At 71.7% G+C, this 14803-nt stretch carries 16 protein-coding genes; 10 read left to right on the top strand and 6 right to left on the bottom strand.

The window, feature by feature from the left end:
* Positions 1 to 30 precede the first annotated feature (30 nt).
* On the bottom strand, positions 31 to 780 hold the full coding sequence (locus tag AB0J04_RS05870) for an SLATT domain-containing protein (protein ID WP_363167124.1): 750 nt from the start codon (positions 778 to 780) through the stop codon (positions 31 to 33).
* Positions 781 to 1018: 238 nt separating this feature from the next.
* On the opposite strand from AB0J04_RS05870, the gene AB0J04_RS05865 reads away from it, so the two are divergent.
* The 3 genes from AB0J04_RS05865 to AB0J04_RS05855 all read left to right on the top strand — a co-directional run bounded on the left by AB0J04_RS05865 (position 1019) and on the right by AB0J04_RS05855 (position 2679).
* Positions 1019 to 1363 carry a YbaB/EbfC family nucleoid-associated protein gene (locus AB0J04_RS05865; protein ID WP_363167123.1) on the top strand — a complete coding sequence of 115 codons (345 nt, stop codon included), beginning with the start codon at positions 1019 to 1021 and terminating at the stop codon, positions 1361 to 1363.
* A 61-nt stretch (positions 1364 to 1424) separates the two neighbouring features.
* The gene (gene recR, locus AB0J04_RS05860; protein WP_363167122.1) at positions 1425 to 2024 is read left to right on the top strand and encodes a recombination mediator RecR; all 600 of its coding nucleotides are present in this window, start codon (positions 1425 to 1427) and stop codon (positions 2022 to 2024) included.
* Entirely contained in the window at positions 2017 to 2679 is a 663-nt protein-coding gene (locus AB0J04_RS05855) for a DUF5063 domain-containing protein (RefSeq protein ID WP_363167121.1), read from the top strand. The genes recR and AB0J04_RS05855 overlap by 8 nt, the downstream gene beginning before the upstream one ends.
* Before the next feature lie 38 nt (positions 2680 to 2717).
* Here AB0J04_RS05855 and AB0J04_RS05850 read toward each other — a convergent pair whose 3' ends face one another.
* On the bottom strand, positions 2718 to 3551 hold the full coding sequence (locus AB0J04_RS05850; protein ID WP_363167120.1) for a PhzF family phenazine biosynthesis isomerase: 834 nt from the start codon (positions 3549 to 3551) through the stop codon (positions 2718 to 2720).
* Positions 3552 to 3577: 26 nt separating this feature from the next.
* Positions 3578 to 4291 (bottom strand): sulfite exporter TauE/SafE family protein, encoded by a 714-nt coding sequence (locus AB0J04_RS05845; RefSeq protein ID WP_363167119.1) that lies wholly within the window; start codon positions 4289 to 4291, stop codon positions 3578 to 3580.
* Between the two features lie 123 nt (positions 4292 to 4414).
* Here AB0J04_RS05845 and AB0J04_RS05840 point away from each other — a divergent pair, with 123 nt between their 5' ends.
* The gene (locus AB0J04_RS05840; RefSeq protein WP_363167118.1) at positions 4415 to 4603 is read left to right on the top strand and encodes a hypothetical protein; all 189 of its coding nucleotides are present in this window, start codon (positions 4415 to 4417) and stop codon (positions 4601 to 4603) included.
* 121 nt (positions 4604 to 4724) lie between these two features.
* Positions 4725 to 5222, top strand: coding sequence for an SgcJ/EcaC family oxidoreductase (locus tag AB0J04_RS05835; RefSeq protein WP_363167117.1), 498 nt, complete (start codon positions 4725 to 4727; stop codon positions 5220 to 5222).
* On the opposite strand, the gene AB0J04_RS05830 is transcribed toward AB0J04_RS05835, so the two are convergent.
* Complete coding sequence (locus AB0J04_RS05830) at positions 5188 to 6540, bottom strand: HAMP domain-containing sensor histidine kinase (RefSeq protein ID WP_363167116.1); 1353 nt, start codon at positions 6538 to 6540, stop codon at positions 5188 to 5190. The two genes, AB0J04_RS05835 and AB0J04_RS05830, sit on opposite strands and share 35 nt — an antisense overlap.
* Positions 6537 to 7223, bottom strand: coding sequence for a response regulator transcription factor (locus AB0J04_RS05825; protein ID WP_363167115.1), 687 nt, complete (start codon positions 7221 to 7223; stop codon positions 6537 to 6539). The genes AB0J04_RS05830 and AB0J04_RS05825 overlap by 4 nt, the downstream gene beginning before the upstream one ends.
* A gap of 194 nt (positions 7224 to 7417) precedes the next feature.
* On the opposite strand from AB0J04_RS05825, the gene AB0J04_RS05820 reads away from it, so the two are divergent.
* From AB0J04_RS05820 to AB0J04_RS05805, 4 genes are all read left to right on the top strand, one after another.
* Positions 7418 to 8704 carry an aspartate kinase gene (locus AB0J04_RS05820; protein ID WP_351910334.1) on the top strand — a complete coding sequence of 429 codons (1287 nt, stop codon included), beginning with the start codon at positions 7418 to 7420 and terminating at the stop codon, positions 8702 to 8704.
* Entirely contained in the window at positions 8704 to 9765 is a 1062-nt protein-coding gene (locus tag AB0J04_RS05815) for an aspartate-semialdehyde dehydrogenase (RefSeq protein WP_358802764.1), read from the top strand. Before AB0J04_RS05820 ends, AB0J04_RS05815 begins: the two co-directional genes overlap by 1 nt.
* Before the next feature lie 466 nt (positions 9766 to 10231).
* A complete protein-coding gene (locus AB0J04_RS05810; protein WP_363167146.1) occupies positions 10232 to 10807 on the top strand; it encodes a SigE family RNA polymerase sigma factor in 576 nt (191 codons plus the stop codon).
* A gap of 68 nt (positions 10808 to 10875) precedes the next feature.
* Positions 10876 to 11901 (top strand): hypothetical protein, encoded by a 1026-nt coding sequence (locus AB0J04_RS05805; protein ID WP_363167114.1) that lies wholly within the window; start codon positions 10876 to 10878, stop codon positions 11899 to 11901.
* Here the strand turns inward: AB0J04_RS05805 and AB0J04_RS05800 are convergent.
* Positions 11871 to 12686, bottom strand: a complete 816-nt coding sequence (locus AB0J04_RS05800; RefSeq protein WP_363167113.1) for an SURF1 family protein — start codon at positions 12684 to 12686, stop codon at positions 11871 to 11873. The two genes, AB0J04_RS05805 and AB0J04_RS05800, sit on opposite strands and share 31 nt — an antisense overlap.
* A gap of 170 nt (positions 12687 to 12856) precedes the next feature.
* Between AB0J04_RS05800 and AB0J04_RS05795 the strand changes: the two genes are divergently transcribed.
* A complete protein-coding gene (locus AB0J04_RS05795) occupies positions 12857 to 14674 on the top strand; it encodes a prolyl oligopeptidase family serine peptidase (RefSeq protein WP_363167112.1) in 1818 nt (605 codons plus the stop codon).
* The last annotated feature ends 129 nt before the right edge of the window (positions 14675 to 14803 follow it).

Raw genomic sequence — 14803 nt, 5'->3', positions numbered from 1 at the left:
GCAGCCGACGGACCGCGGGGGCGAATGCCGTCACCTCGGCTCCGGGGGGCGCTGCCTGGGCATGTTCGGCCGGGCGTTCACCCCGGGGGGCATCGAAAAGCGGCCCGCTCCCGAACCGTCCGAGCGGCCGCCGGAGGCGACCGCCGCCTGGATGCCCATGGGCGCGGGCCCGGTCCGGAACTCCACCATCCAGTCGGCCGTCTCCGTGCGCACCAGGTCCGTGACGTCCTCCGAGAACCGCCGCAGCACCGCCAGGCACCGCTCGGCCGCCTCGCTCGCCGTGCCGTCGGCCGGGCCCAGCACCTCCCGGACGCTCTCCGACGCCCAGTCGAACTGGAGCACCTGGAGCCGACGCTGCACGGCCTGCGCGGTGGCCACGTCCCTTATCCAGCCGGACGTCACCCCGAAGAACCGGTCCACCGCCACACAGGCCACCGCCATCAGCAGCGCCAGATACCCCCAGGGAGCGACCCCGCCCAGCACCCGGGAGAGGTCCAGCAACGGCAGCGCCGCCGCGCACACCGCCCCCGCCGCGGCCCCGGTGCGCAGCACGCGCGCGCCGCGCCGCTTCCACACCCGGTCGGCGAGGTACCAGGCGGCGGTCTCCAGCGCCCCGCGCTCCACCCACCGGTACAGCTCGTCGAGCCGTTCGGCGGGCTCGCCCCAGTCCCCGAGCGGGAACGGCCGCCCGGTCAGGTCGCCCGGCCGCAGCCCGGCCGCGCCCTCGCCCCGCCCGTCCTGAGGCGGACCCTCGGGCTGCATCTCCGGCTGCTGACCCACCCGCACTCCCTACTGACTCGGTTACTCCGCGTAACGCGTGATGCTGATGTGCCGGACCCTTACTACCGCCCAATGGGTGGCGAAGGGGCAGCTTTCACTGCTTTTCCGCCCGGAATGATGCCTTGATCAGGTATAGGACAGCGAAGTGGCTCACTCGAAAGAGTGACAGGGCGACGGGCTCATGGAGCACGTAGGCTCAGTGGCAGACAGCGACAAGAAGGCAGACAGGAGCCGATTCGTGATTCCCGGTGGCGGCCAGCCCAACATGCAGCAGCTGCTTCAGCAGGCCCAGAAGATGCAGCAGGACCTGGCCCTGGCCCAGGAGGAGCTGGCGAACACGGAGGTCGACGGACAGGCCGGCGGCGGCCTGGTCAAGGCCACGGTGACCGGATCCGGCGAGCTGCGCGCCCTGCAGATCGACCCGAAGGCGGTGGACCCCGATGACACCGAGACCCTGGCCGACCTGATCGTAGCGGCGGTCCACGCGGCCAACGAGAACGCGCAGACGCTCCAGCAGCAGAAGCTCGGCCCGCTGGCCCAGGGCCTGGGCGGCGGCAGCGGTATCCCGGGACTGCCTTTCTAAGACCGGCCCCGGCCAACTACCGTACGTACTGCAAGGAACCCTCAGGAAGGACGGCAGTCCGTTGTACGAAGGCGTGGTCCAGGACCTCATCGACGAGCTCGGGCGGCTGCCCGGCGTCGGTCCCAAGAGCGCGCAGCGGATCGCCTTCCACATCCTGCAGGCGGAACCGACGGACGTACGGCGGCTCGCGCAGTGCCTGATGGAGGTCAAGGCGAAGGTCCGCTTCTGCGCGACCTGCGGCAACGTGGCGCAGGAGGAGCTGTGCGGCATCTGCCGTGACGCCCGCCGGGACCCTTCCGTCATCTGTGTCGTGGAGGAGCCGAAGGACGTCGTCGCGGTCGAGCGCACGCGCGAGTTCCGGGGCCGGTACCACGTCCTCGGCGGCGCGATCAGCCCCATCGAGGGGGTCGGTCCCGACGACCTCCGGATACGAGAACTCCTCGCGCGGTTGGCCGACGGTACGGTCACAGAGCTGATCCTGGCCACCGATCCGAACCTGGAGGGCGAGGCGACCGCCACCTACCTCGCCCGCATGATCAAGCCCATGGGCCTGAAGGTCACCCGCCTGGCCAGCGGCCTCCCGGTGGGTGGCGACCTGGAATACGCGGACGAGGTCACCCTCGGCCGCGCCTTCGAGGGGAGACGACTCCTAGATGTCTGACGCCACGCTGCACGCGACCGACCAGAGCCCGGACGACTTCGCGGTCCAGATCGCGGACCAGGTCGAGAGCTTCCTGGTAGCCGTCACGGAGGTGGCGAAGGGCGACGAGCCGGGCTCGGCGGTCCCCTTCCTCCTCCTGGAGGTCTCCCAGCTGCTCCTCGCCGGTGGCCGCCTGGGCGCCCACGAGGACATCCTCCCGGACGAGCGCTACGAGCCCGACCCGGGCTTCGAGCCGGACGCGGACGAACTCCGGGAGAACCTGGCCCGCCTGCTGGAGCCGGTGGACGTCTACTCGGAGGTCTTCGACCCGTACGAGCCGCGCAAGGCGCCCGTGCCCGCCCGGATCTCCGACGACCTCGCCGACGTCATCGCCGATCTGCGCCACGGCATGGTCCACTACCGCGCGGGCCGCACCACCGAGGCCCTGTGGTGGTGGCAGTTCTCCTACTTCTCCAACTGGGGCTCCACGGCCTCGGCGACCCTGCGCGCCCTGCACTCGGTGCTCGCGCACGTGCGTCTGAACCAGCCCCTGGAGGAGCTGGACGGCCTCGACACCGACCAGACCCCGCTCGGCGACGAGACCCTCGAGTTCGAGGCGGGCCGGGTGATGGCGGAGGAGATCGGCGAGCGCCTCGGCGTACGCCCCGCCAACTGACGCGCGCTGCTCCCCGGTTCCGGGTCCCGCGCCCCGCGTCAGATCGGTACGGCCGCGCCCGTGACAGCGATGCCGGTGTCCCGTCCGTCGGGGACGGTCACCGTGATGGTGCTCGGGCGGCCCATGTCCTCGCCCTGGCGGACCGTCAAGGTCGCCGGGGCGGCGACGAGTTCGAGTTCCCTGAGATAGCCGCCGAAGGCCGCGGCCGCCGCGCCGGTGGCCGGGTCCTCGACGACCCCGCCGGGCGGGAACGGGTTGCGCGCGTGGAAGAGCGTCGGGGACTCCCGCCAGACCAGGTCGATCGTGGTCCAGCCGTGCCGGGCCATGAGCGCGGTCAGCGCGGGCACGTCGTAGTCGAGGTCGGCCAGCCGGCCCCGCTCGGCCGCGGCGATCACCGGATGCCAGGCGCCCGCGTAGGCGGCGCGCGGCGGCAGCGCCGGGTCGAGGTCGTCGGCGGACCAGCGCAGCGCCGACAGCAGCTCGGCCAGGTCGGGGCCGGCGAGAGGCGCCGTGCGCGGCGGGACGCTCACCAGGGTCGCCACCGTGGTCCCGTCCTCGGCCACGGCCGTGGTGACGGGGACGACGCCGACACCGGTGCGCAGGTTCAGCGTTCCGGCGCCGTGCCGGTCGGCGTGGGCGACGGCGGTGGCGATCGTCGCGTGGCCGCAGAACGGCACCTCGGCGAGCGGGCTGAAGTACCGGACGGCCGGGCCGTCGTCGGACGGCACCACGAACGCCGTCTCCGAGTAGCCGACCTCCGCCGCCGTGGCCAGCATGGTCGCGTCGTCGACGCCGGTGGCGTCGAGCACGACACCCGCGGGGTTGCCCCCGGCCGGGTCGGTGGCGAAGGCGACATAGCGCAGAACGTCCATCCGGCGACCGTAGCGCAGTCGCGCGCTCACGCGAGCGCGGTGAGCCCCTTGACCGTCGCCGTCAGCCCGCCCGCCAACGCCAGTCCCAGGACCAGCAGTCGGGCCCGCTTCTCCGGCAGCCGGCCCGCGAGCGCGTGGCCGATCAGCGCACCCACGGTCATCGCCACGACCACCGACGCCCACTGGGGAGCGGCCAGCCTCGGCACGCCGTTCGCCGCCACCGAGAACGCGTTCACGACGACGCCGTAGAACTGCGCGTTCGGCACGAACTCCCGTACCGTCCAGCCCGCGTTGACGGCGTACAGGGAGACCGGGGGGCCGCCGACGCCGGCCGCCGAGTTCATGAAGCCGCCCGCGGCGCCGGCCACGAGCGCGCCCCGGGCGCCGCGCAGCGCGGGGACGCGGGCGCCCCGCATGATCAGCAGGACCGCGGCGGTCACCAGTACGCCCATGCCCACCAGCAGCGCGGGCTCGGGGAGTCGGCGGGTCACCCAGGTTCCGGCCGGGACCGTGCAGGCGGCCGCCGCGCACAGCGGGACCATCGCGGCCGGGCGCACCCGGCGCCAGCCGCCCGCCAGGCCCACCACGCTGATCGCGCCCGCCGCGCAGTTCGCCAGGACGACGCCCTCGGAGGGGCCCAACAGCAGGATCAGCGCGGGCACGGCCACCAGCGCGAAGCCCATCCCGGTCAGCCACTGCACGCACGAGCCCAGCAGCACGATCCCCGCCAGCAACGTCATGGTGTACCTGTCTACACCCTCGGTTCGGGAGTGCGCTCCCTCGTTTGCGCAGGTCGGGGGCGGGATCGTTGAGGTTGTCGGCGAAACCCGCCGGAGAATGTCGACCGTAAGGAACGCGACGCCATGAAGTCCCTGCTCTCCTCCCGCCCCGTCCTGTGGTTCCTCTTCCTCTTCAACCTCGTGGTCGCAGCCGTCGCCCCCTTCGTGGTCGACGGGTCGCAGGGCGTGCTGACGGCCGTCGGCATGGGGGTCGTGTCGCTCGGTGCCGGGGTCAGCCTGGTGCGGGACCGGGGCAGGCAGCGGTCCGCCTGAGGGGCCGCGCGCAGAATTGGCGGGGCGTTGTACGTCTCCTGTACGGCGGCTGGACGGGCCCTAACCGGCCGGACGCGAGTCTTGAGTCATCCCGACAGACACAAGCCGCACAGGAGTTGCGATGACCCGCAAGACCCGCATACGCGCCGCCCTCGTCACCGCCACCGCCGTCGTCACCGCCGCCACGGTGACGGTCGGGGTCAGTGCGGCGGGCGACAGCAAGCCCTCGAAGCCCTCCAAGAAGCAGGTCGCCGCCCTTTTCGACACGTGGAACGCGGCGATCCAGACCGGTGACCCGAAGAAGGTCGCCGACCTCTACGCCGACGACTCGGTCCTGCTGCCCACCCTCTCCAACAAGCCGCGCACCGACCGCGCCGGTCTGATCGACTACTTCGAGCACTTCCTGGCGAACAAGCCGGTCGGCAAGAAGATCGAGACCCACATCAACGTCCTGGACTCCAACTCGGTGCTGGACGCGGGCCTCTACCAGTTCACGCTGACCGACCACGACACCGGCAAGAAGAGCGTCGTCAAGGCCCGCTACACCTACGAGTGGGAGAAGCGGAACGGCGAGTGGAAGATCGTCAACCACCACTCCTCGGTGATGCCCGAAGGCTGATCGCCACGCACAGCCCGCCTCCGGGAGCGTCCGTGAGGGTCACCGTCCCGCCGTCGTCCGTCACCAGCTGTTTGACGACGGCGAGGCCGAGCCCGGAACCGGAGCGCCCGGTGAGGCCCTGACCGCGCCAGAAGCGGTCGAAGGCGCGGGACTTCTCCGCGTCCGACATGCCCGGCCCCTGGTCGAGGACCGACAGCACCACCTTGTCGCCCTTCGACACCGCCCGGACGGTGATGGTCGCGCCGTCCGGTGACACCTCCAGGGCGTTCGAGAGCACGTTGTCCAGCACCTGGTCCAGATGACCGGGGCTGGCCAGCACGGACGGCCGGTCGTCGGCACTCCCCCTGAGCGCGATGGTGACTCCGCGCTCGTCGGCGGCCGGTCTCCACACCGAGAGGCGTTCGGCCACGATGTCGTGCAGCGACAGCGGCTCCGCCGCGGTGACCTTGGCCTCGGCCCGTGCCAGCACCAGCAGCCCGTTGACCAGGCGGCTCATCCGCACCACCTCGGCGGTCGCCTGCTCCACGTCCTCCCGGACGAACTCGTCGTCGACGCCGTCCGCGATGTTGTCCAGGGAGAGCCGCAGCGCCGTGAGCGGGGTGCGCAGCTGGTGGGAGGCGTCCGCGACGAAGATGCGCTGCGAGGCGATCAGGGTGTCGAGGCGCTCGCCCGCCGCGTTGAGGGTGCGGGCCAGGGTCTGGGTCTCCTGGGGGCCCGTCACCGGGGTGCGGGCGGTGAGGTCGCCGTCGCTGAACTTGGTCGCCATGTCGTTGAGCTGGCGCAGCGGGCGGGTGATGCGGCGGGCGACGACCGCTCCGATCGCGGCGGCCGCCGCCAGGACGAGCACGGCGAGCCCGGCCCGGAAGCCCCAGATCTGCCACAGCCGCGTGGTCATGTCCGAGGTCGAGTAGACGATCCGTACGGCCGCGTCCCCCTGGGCGGGCACGGTGATCGTCAGACGCTTGCCCCAGATGAAGTCCGAGCCCCAGTCGGTCGTCGGGTCGTCGCGCTGCACGGCCCGGGTCAGCGCCGCGTCGGCGGCGGGCCTCGGCAGGTCCGGGACGCAGCGGTCGGTGGGGGTCACCTGCACATCGCCGGGGTTGCGGTCGCCGTACGCCTTGGCCACCTCGGTCAGCGCCTCGCACGAGATGGCGTCGCCGTTGCCCAGCAGCAGCGCCATGGTGTTGGCCTCGCGCTGGACGGACAGCTCGGTGTCGTCCCGCAGCTGCTTGGTGAGCGTGAAGGCCACCGGCACCGTGAACAGCAGGATGGCGACGGCGACGAGCAGGATGTAGCTCTGGATGAGTTGCCGGTTCATGTGGGCTCGGCCGTCTTGACGATCTCCAGGCGGAAGCCGACGCCCCGCACCGCCTCGATCGTGATCACGCCGGCGAACTTCCGGCGCAGCGCCGCCACGTGCACGTCCAGTGTCTTGGTCGGCCCGAACCAGTTCGCGTCCCAGACCGCTTCCATGATCTGCTCGCGCGACATCAGCGCGCCCGGCTCCTCGGTGAGGAAGGACAGCAGGTCGTACTCCTTGGGCGCGAGCGCGATCTCCTGGCCGTCGACGTGGACGCGGCCCGCCTTGCGGTCGATGGTCAGCCGGGTGCCGTAGCGGTCCGCGCCGCTCTCCGCGGCGGCGAGCGGCTGCTGCACGCGCCGCATCACGGCCCGTATCCGTGCGATGACCTCCCGCACCCCGAAGGGCTTGGACACGTAGTCGTCGGCGCCCAGTTCCAGGCCGACCACCCGGTCCGTCTCGTCGCTGCGGGCGCTGATCACGATGATCGGCACGCTGCCGCGCTCGCGCAGCGCCTTGCAGACGTCGAGGCCGTCGGTGTCCGGCAGCCCCAGGTCCAGCAGCACGACGTCGTAGGGGCCGGAGTGGGCGAGGGCGGCGGCGCCCGTGGTGACCCAGTCGACCTCGAAGCCGTAGCGCTTCAGTCCGCGCCGCAGCGACTCGGCGACCGGTTCGTCGTCTTCCACCAGGAGTACGTGCACAAGCGCACAATAGTGCTTGAAACTTAATTCACAGCTATCACTTCCGCTTCAGTGGGAAGGGAGATCCCGAGCGGGCGTCCGGCACATCTCACGATGCGGTACTCGGGGGGTGGAATGCGGGCGCTCGTTAGACTGAGCCGACCGCAGTACAAGGGCGTATGTGCGGAAAGAGACAAACTGAGCGAGGAGCGCACGTGGGCCTTGTCGTGCAGAAGTACGGAGGCTCCTCCGTAGCCGATGCCGAGGGCATCAAGCGCGTCGCCAAGCGGATCGTGGAAGCGAAGAAGAACGGCCACCAGGTGGTCGTCGTCGTTTCCGCGATGGGCGACACGACGGACGAGCTGATCGATCTCGCCGAGCAGGTGTCACCGATGCCCAGCGGCCGGGAATTCGACATGCTGCTGACCGCCGGAGAGCGGATCTCCATGGCCCTGCTGGCGATGGCGATCAAAAACCTGGGCCACAGCGCCCAGTCGTTCACCGGCAGCCAGGCAGGCGTCATCACCGACTCGGTCCACAACAAAGCCCGGATCATCGACGTCACGCCGGGCCGCATCCGGACCGCGCTGGACGAGGGCAACATCGCCATCGTCGCCGGGTTCCAGGGTGTCAGCCAGGACAAGAAGGACATCACCACGCTGGGCCGGGGCGGCTCGGACACGACGGCCGTCGCCCTGGCCGCCGCGCTCGACGCAGAGGTCTGCGAGATCTACACCGACGTGGACGGCGTGTTCACCGCCGACCCGCGCGTGGTGAAGAAGGCGAAGAAGATCGACTGGATCTCCTTCGAGGACATGCTGGAGCTCGCGGCCTCCGGCTCCAAGGTGCTGCTCCACCGCTGCGTGGAGTACGCCCGCCGCTACAACATCCCGATCCACGTCCGGTCCAGCTTCAGCGGGCTCCAGGGCACGTGGGTCAGCAGTGAGCCGACCCGACAGATTCAGCAAGGGGACAAGCCGGTGGAGCAGGCCATCATCTCCGGTGTCGCGCACGACACCTCCGAGGCCAAGGTCACGGTCGTCGGCGTGCCGGACAAGCCGGGCGAGGCCGCCGTGATCTTCCGCACGATCGCCGACGCCGAGATCAACATCGACATGATCGTGCAGAACGTGTCCGCGGCGTCCACCGGCCTGACGGACATCTCCTTCACCCTCCCCAAGGCCGAGGGCCGCAAGGCCATCGACGCCCTGGAGAAGAACAAGTCCGGCATCGGCTTCGACTCGCTGCGCTACGACGACCAGATCGGCAAGATCTCCCTGGTCGGCGCCGGGATGAAGACCAACCCGGGCGTCACGGCCGACTTCTTCAAGGCCCTGGCCGACGCGGGCGTCAACATCGAGCTCATCTCGACCTCCGAGATCCGCATCTCGGTCGTGACCCGCGCCGACGACGTCAACGAGGCCGTGCGCGCCGTGCACAGCGCCTTCGGGCTGGACTCCGACAGCGACGAAGCGGTCGTCTACGGAGGCACCGGGCGTTGATCTCGGGGACGCGCCGACCGACGCTCGCGGTCGTGGGGGCGACCGGGGCGGTCGGCACGGTCATGCTGCGGATCCTGTCCCAGCGGGCGGACGTCTGGGGCGAGATACGGCTTGTCGCCTCACCGCGCTCGGCCGGCCGCAAGCTGGCCGTGCGCGGCGAGGAGGTCGAGGTCGTCGCCCTGTCGGAGGAGGCTTTCGACGGGGTCGACGTCGCGATGTTCGACGTGCCCGACGAGGTCTCCGCGCAGTGGGCGCCGATCGCCGCCGCCAAGGGCGTGGTCGTCGTGGACAACTCCGGCGCCTTCCGGATGGACCCGCAGGTTCCGCTCGTCGTCCCCGAGGTCAATCCGCACGCGGTGCGGACCCGGCCGCGCGGGATCGTCGCCAACCCCAACTGCACGACCCTGTCGATGATCGTCGCCCTGGGCGCGCTGCACGCCGAGTACGGACTGCGCGAGCTGGTGGTCTCCTCGTACCAGGCGGTGAGCGGGGCCGGGCGGGCCGGGGTGGAGACGCTGCGGCAGCAGATCGCGCTGGTCGCCGGCACCGAGCTGGGCACCAGCCCGGGGGATGTGCGGCGGGCCGTCGGCGACAACACCGGGCCGTTCCCGGAGCCGGTCGCGCTGAACGTCGTCCCGTGGGCCGGGTCGCTGCGCGAGGACGGCTGGTCGTCGGAGGAGATGAAGGTGCGGGACGAGTCCCGCAAGATCCTCGGGCTGCCGAAGCTGCCGGTGGCCGTGACCTGCGTCCGGGTCCCGGTCGTCACCACGCACTCCCTCACCGTCCACGCCCGCTTCCAGGACGTGGTCACCGTCGACGGCGCCCGCGAGATCCTCGCGACGGCCCCCGGGGTCGTCCTCTTCGACAACCCGGCGGCGGGGGAGTTCCCCACGCCCGCCGACGTGGTGGGCACCGACCCGACCTGGGTGGGCCGGGTGCGGCGGGCCCTGGACGACCCGACGGCGCTCGAACTGTTCGTCTGCGGGGACAACCTCCGCAAGGGCGCCGCGCTCAACACCGCGCAGATCGCGGAGCTGGTGGCGGCGGAACTGTCGCGATGAGCCGTCCTCCGGGTCCTCCGGGGTCTTTCCCAGGGGCCTCCGCAGGAAGAAGTGCTGGCCAGAGCCTGACAGGCCAGTAGAATTAGTTGAGCAATGTGAGCCGGTCGACCGTCCGAAACACTTGTATCGGACACCTTTGGCATCCGAAGATTTTCCTCCCCGCTCTCCGCAACCGTGCGCAGGGCGGGGAGCGTCTTTGCAGTCACCCCTCGGGGGGTGGCCGCGGACGTGTGGGGGCGTGGGGACGCCCTGCATATGGATTCAGGGGAAGAGCGGGACACATGAGACGGGTGCGCGTGACCTTGGTCGACGCAAAAGTGCTGCCGGACGCGTACAACCCCCACGGGGGGAAGTGTGTCCAACTGGCGTGGCAGAGGTACTCGAACTCACTGTGGCGCCCCGCGGCGCGGCTCTCCGGCCGCCGCGCGGCACCCTCCGGCCCCGTGCGGCCGGCGCGTCCGGCGGCATGCCGGTGATCGCGCCGATGCCCGCAGCGCGGCCCGCCCGCATCCCCAGTCAGCGTGACGGCGTCGAAGAGGCCGTGGCGGCCGGAACCACCGTCGATCACCTCACCGAGACCTACCGGGCGCACTACCGCTCGCTCCTCGGACTCGCCGCCCTCCTCCTCGACGACACCGCCTCCTGCGAGGACGTCGTCCAGGAGGCGTTCATCCGCGTCCACTCCGCCCGCAAGCGGGTCCGCGACCCGGAGAAGACCCTGGCCTACCTGCGCCAGACGGTCGTCAACCTCTCCCGCTCCGCCCTGCGCCGCCGCATCCTCGGCCTGAAGCTGCTCTCCAAGCCGATGCCGGACATGGCCAGCGCGGAGGAGGGCGCCTACGACCAGCTGGAACGCGACTCGCTCATCAAGGCGATGAAGAACCTCCAGCGCCGGCAGCGCGAGGTTCTTGTGCTGCGCTACTTCGCGGACATGACCGAGGCGCAGGTCGCCGAGACCCTCGGCATCTCGCTCGGCTCGGTCAAGGCGTACGGCTCGCGCGGCATCGCGGCCCTGCGCATAGCCATGGAGGCGCCGGCGTGAGCGAAGAAGCCGGGCAGGACTCCAGCCGGAGCCATGACAGTCACGAATCGCACGCTGGGAACTCAACCGTGAACCACCACCTCGACGACCAGGGCCCCGAAGGGCTCGACTCGGACGAGCTGGCACTGCGCCGGATGCTGCACGACGTCGTCCAGGAGATGGAGCCTCGCGACGGCACGCTGGACCACCTGCGGCGGGCCGTCCCCGTCCGGCGGGCCCGCAAGCGGCAGGCGGCCGTCGGCATGGCGGCCGCGGCCCTCTTCCTCGGCACCGCCGTCCCCGCCGTGCTCCATGTCTCGAACGCGGGAGGCTCCGAAGCCAACCCTTCCATCGCCGGCCAGGCCTCACAGGCGCAGGGAGGCGTGGATCAGGGCAAGAACCCCGACGGCGGCTCCTCGGGCAAGGTCGGCGACTCCGCAGGCAAGACCGGTGACCAGGGCAAGGGCGGGGGCGCCGACCCCGGCCAGGACAAGGAGTCCGCGGGTACCGCCTCCAACGGCGCGGACAGCTCCACCTCCGCGACCGCGGCGAGCGCGGCCGTCTGCGAGTCCGCCCAGCTCACCGCCGCCGACCCCGCGGTCGACGTCGCCGACTCGGCCGGCATCGTCTACGGCACCTTCCGCGTCCAGAACTCCTCCGACGCCACCTGCACCGTCGGCGGCGCGGTCTCCGTGACGTACGACGCCCAGGGCGCCGCGGACGCCGCGAAGATCACCGTGCTGGAACACGCCTCCGGGGACGCGGCGGCCGGTCTGCCCGACCCCTCCCTCTACGTCTCCCGGCACCTGCTCGCCCCCGGCTCCGCCTACGAGGTGAAGTTCGCCTGGGTGCCCTCGCCCGAGAACTGCTCCACCACGGGCGGCGGCGACAGCGGCGGTACGACCTCCCCCTCGCCGACCCCGACCGACCAGACCGGCGCCTCCGGCGAGACCACCTCCGGCGCCTCGACCCAGCTGGTCACCGAGGACGGCACGGCCGACGGCAGCGTCGTGGTGACGTACACGGCCGACGGCGGCTCCCCGACGGTCAGCGCGACGGTCTCCGGCGCGTGCGCGGGGACGCTCTACCGGACGGGCGTGCTGGCCTCGTCCTGAACCACCGCGGCGCTCTCGTCGTCCGCCTCCGGGAGGATGCCGAGCTCCGCGTCCCGCGCGAACTCCACCTCGCGGCGCAGCAGCCGGAACCACATGAACACCACGAACCCGGCGAAGACGAACCACTCGCCGGTGTAGCCCAGGTTCTGGAACGCCTTCAGGTCCAGTCCCGTGTCGGCCGCGGCCTTCGCGGGCACCGCCGTCATCCCCGGGTCGGCGGTGTCGAGCGTGACCCAGGCGTCGTAGAGGTCGTCCGGCACCAGGTTGACCAGCGACGCGGCGCTGATCGCCGCGGTCTGCCCGGCCGGCAGTCCGCCCTCGGCGCTCACCCCGTCGTCGCCGGGCTGCTCGGAGGCCTGGAGCGCGCCGGTGACGGTGACCTCGCCGGCGGGCGGCGCCGGGGCCTTCGCCGAGTCGGCGTTGCCGGGCAGCCAGCCGCGCACCACCGGCAGCGCCTTGCCGCCGTCCGTGCGCAGCAGGGTCAGTACGTAGTAGCCGTCCCGGCCGTCGATCTCCCGGTCCGGCACCAGCAGCTGCGTGCCGTAGCGCCCGGTGGCGACGGCCTGCTTGCCGGAGGTCGCCTTGTCCACGGGCAGCAGCTCGGCCAGCGGTCGCGCGGGGTCGGTCCGGGCGGACTCGGCCTGTTCCTTCGCGTCGCGGTGGTCGTCCACCCGCGACTCGAACCGGCTCAGCTGCCAGGACCCCATGAACAGGCAGAAGGGGATGGCCAGCAGCACGAAGACGTTGATCCCCCACCAGCGGGGCGTCAGCAGGAACCGGTACACGCCCCCCACGGTACGGGGCGGGCGTCGGCCGCCGACCCGCGGGGTGAGGCACGGGACGGGGGTGGTCAGGAGGGGCATCGGTGGGCAGTCGGTGCGAAGGTGGTGGGAAGTTGTCCACAGCCTGGGGGCCTTGGCGTCCCAAGAGGGGTGTGGGCGGGCAGTATGGGGTCATGACTGAGAGCAACGGGTCGGCCGCACCCGAGCAGTACGAGGACATGCCGGATTGGGAGAGGCGTTTCCGGGCGCCGAGGGTGTCGCTGCCCGACTGGGCGGAGGACGCGCCTGACCGCTCCCTGTTCGTGTCCAACGCGACGGGGACGTACGAGCTGTACGCCTGGGACCGCTCCACGGGCAGCCGGCGCCAGGCGACCGACCGGGCCAACGGCACGACGGACGGCGTGCTCTCCCCGGACGGCGCGTGGATCTGGTGGTTCGACGACAAGGACGGCGACGAGTTCGGCGTCTGGCGCCGCCAGCCCTTCGACGGCGGCGAGAACGAGCCGGCCACCCCCGGTCTCGAACCCTCCTACCCGGCCGGCCTGGCCCTCGGCCGCGACGGCCGCACGGCGGTGGTCGGCCGCTCGACGGACGAGGAGGGCACCACGATCCATGTGGCGCGGGCCGGCGAACCCCCCTTCGAGCTGTACCGGCACCGGGAGTCGGCGGGCGTGGGCGACCTCTCCCACGACGGCTCGCTGATCGCCGTCGAGCACACCGAGCACGGCGACGCGATGCACTCCGCGCTGCGCGTCCTGCGCCCGGACGGCACGACGGTCGCCGATCTGGACGACACCCTGGGCGGCACCAAGGAGCTGGGCCTGGAGGTGCTGGGCTTCGCCCCGGTCGACGGCGACACCCGGCTGCTCATCGGCCACCAGCGCCGCGGCCGCTGGGAGCCCCTGGTGTGGGACGTGGCCACGGGCTCGGAGACGGACCTGAGGCTGGACCTGCCGGGCGACGTCAGCGCCGAGTGGTACCCGGACGGCTCGGGCCTGCTCGTCGTGCACAGCTTCGAGGCGCGCAGCGAACTGTTCCGCTACGACCTGGCGAGCGGGAAGCTGGAGAGCATCCCGACCCCGCCGGGCACGGTCTCCGGGGCGACGGCCCGGCCGGACGGCAGCGTGGAGTACCTGTGGTCGTCCTCGGAGCAGCCGCCGGCGGTCCGCTCGACGACCGGTGACGTGGTCCTCGACCCGCCCGGCATGAAGTCCCCGGGCTCGGTCCCGGTGCAGGACGTGTGGGTGGAGGGCCCGGGCGGCCGCATCCACGCCCTGGTGCAGAAGCCGGCCGGCGCGACCGGCCCGCTCCCGACCGTCTTCGACATCCACGGCGGCCCCACCTGGCACGACAGCGACTCCTTCGCCGCCGCCCCGGCCGCCTGGGTGGACCACGGGTACGCGGTGGTCCGCGTCAACTACCGCGGCTCCACGGGCTACGGCCGGGCCTGGACGGACGCCCTGAAGCACCGGGTGGGCCTGATCGAGCTGGAGGACATCGAGGCGGTACGGGAGTGGGCGGTGAGCTCGGGCCTGTCCGACCCCTCCCGGCTGATCCTCACCGGCGGCTCCTGGGGCGGCTACCTGACCCTCCTCGGCCTCGGCGTCCAGCCCGACGCGTGGACCGTGGGCATCGCGGCCGTCCCCGTCGCCGACTACGTCACGGCCTACCACGACGAGATGGAGGCCCTGAAGGCGATGGACCGCACGCTGCTCGGCGGCACCCCCGAGGAGGTCCCGGACCGCTTCGAGGCCTCGTCCCCGCTGACGTACGTCGACAAGGTGCGGGCCCCCGTCTACATCTCGGCCGGGGTCAACGACCCCCGCTGCCCGATCCGGCAGATCGACAACTACGTCGAGCGCCTCAAGGAGCGGCGCGCGGTGCACGAGGTGTACCGGTACGACGCGGGCCACGGTTCGCTGGTGGTGGACGAGCGGATCAAGCAGGTGCGGCTGGAACTGGAGTTCGCGGAGAGGCACCTCAAGCCGTAGCCCCTCCGGCGATGGCGGGGCGGGGTTCGGAGGCCTGAGCAGGTCGGGCGAAGTCGCCGGCGCCCTGAAGGGGCGCGGGGAACTGCGCGACCAGCCACGATGGCGCCGCAGTGGAACGACGGCACATCG

The sequence above is a fragment of the Streptomyces sp. NPDC050263 genome (assembly GCF_040655955.1).
GTDB lineage: Bacteria > Actinomycetota > Actinomycetes > Streptomycetales > Streptomycetaceae > Streptomyces.
The sequence above is the reverse complement of the archived record's forward strand: the minus strand, read 5'-3'. Positions and strand labels throughout refer to the sequence as shown.

Excerpts from the sequence above, each read along its gene's own strand:
- AB0J04_RS05855 (WP_363167121.1), top strand. The coding sequence starts at position 2,017 with ATGTCTGACGCCACGCTGCACGCGACCGACCAGAGCCCGGACGACTTC.
- AB0J04_RS05830 (WP_363167116.1), bottom strand. The coding sequence starts at position 6,540 with ATGAACCGGCAACTCATCCAGAGCTACATCCTGCTCGTCGCCGTCGCC.
- AB0J04_RS05835 (WP_363167117.1), top strand. The coding sequence starts at position 4,725 with ATGACCCGCAAGACCCGCATACGCGCCGCCCTCGTCACCGCCACCGCC.
- AB0J04_RS05795 (WP_363167112.1), top strand. The coding sequence starts at position 12,857 with ATGACTGAGAGCAACGGGTCGGCCGCACCCGAGCAGTACGAGGACATG.
- AB0J04_RS05850 (WP_363167120.1), bottom strand. The coding sequence starts at position 3,551 with ATGGACGTTCTGCGCTATGTCGCCTTCGCCACCGACCCGGCCGGGGGC.
- AB0J04_RS05840 (WP_363167118.1), top strand. The coding sequence starts at position 4,415 with ATGAAGTCCCTGCTCTCCTCCCGCCCCGTCCTGTGGTTCCTCTTCCTC.
- AB0J04_RS05810 (WP_363167146.1), top strand. The coding sequence starts at position 10,232 with ATGCCGGTGATCGCGCCGATGCCCGCAGCGCGGCCCGCCCGCATCCCC.
- AB0J04_RS05845 (WP_363167119.1), bottom strand. The coding sequence starts at position 4,291 with ATGACGTTGCTGGCGGGGATCGTGCTGCTGGGCTCGTGCGTGCAGTGG.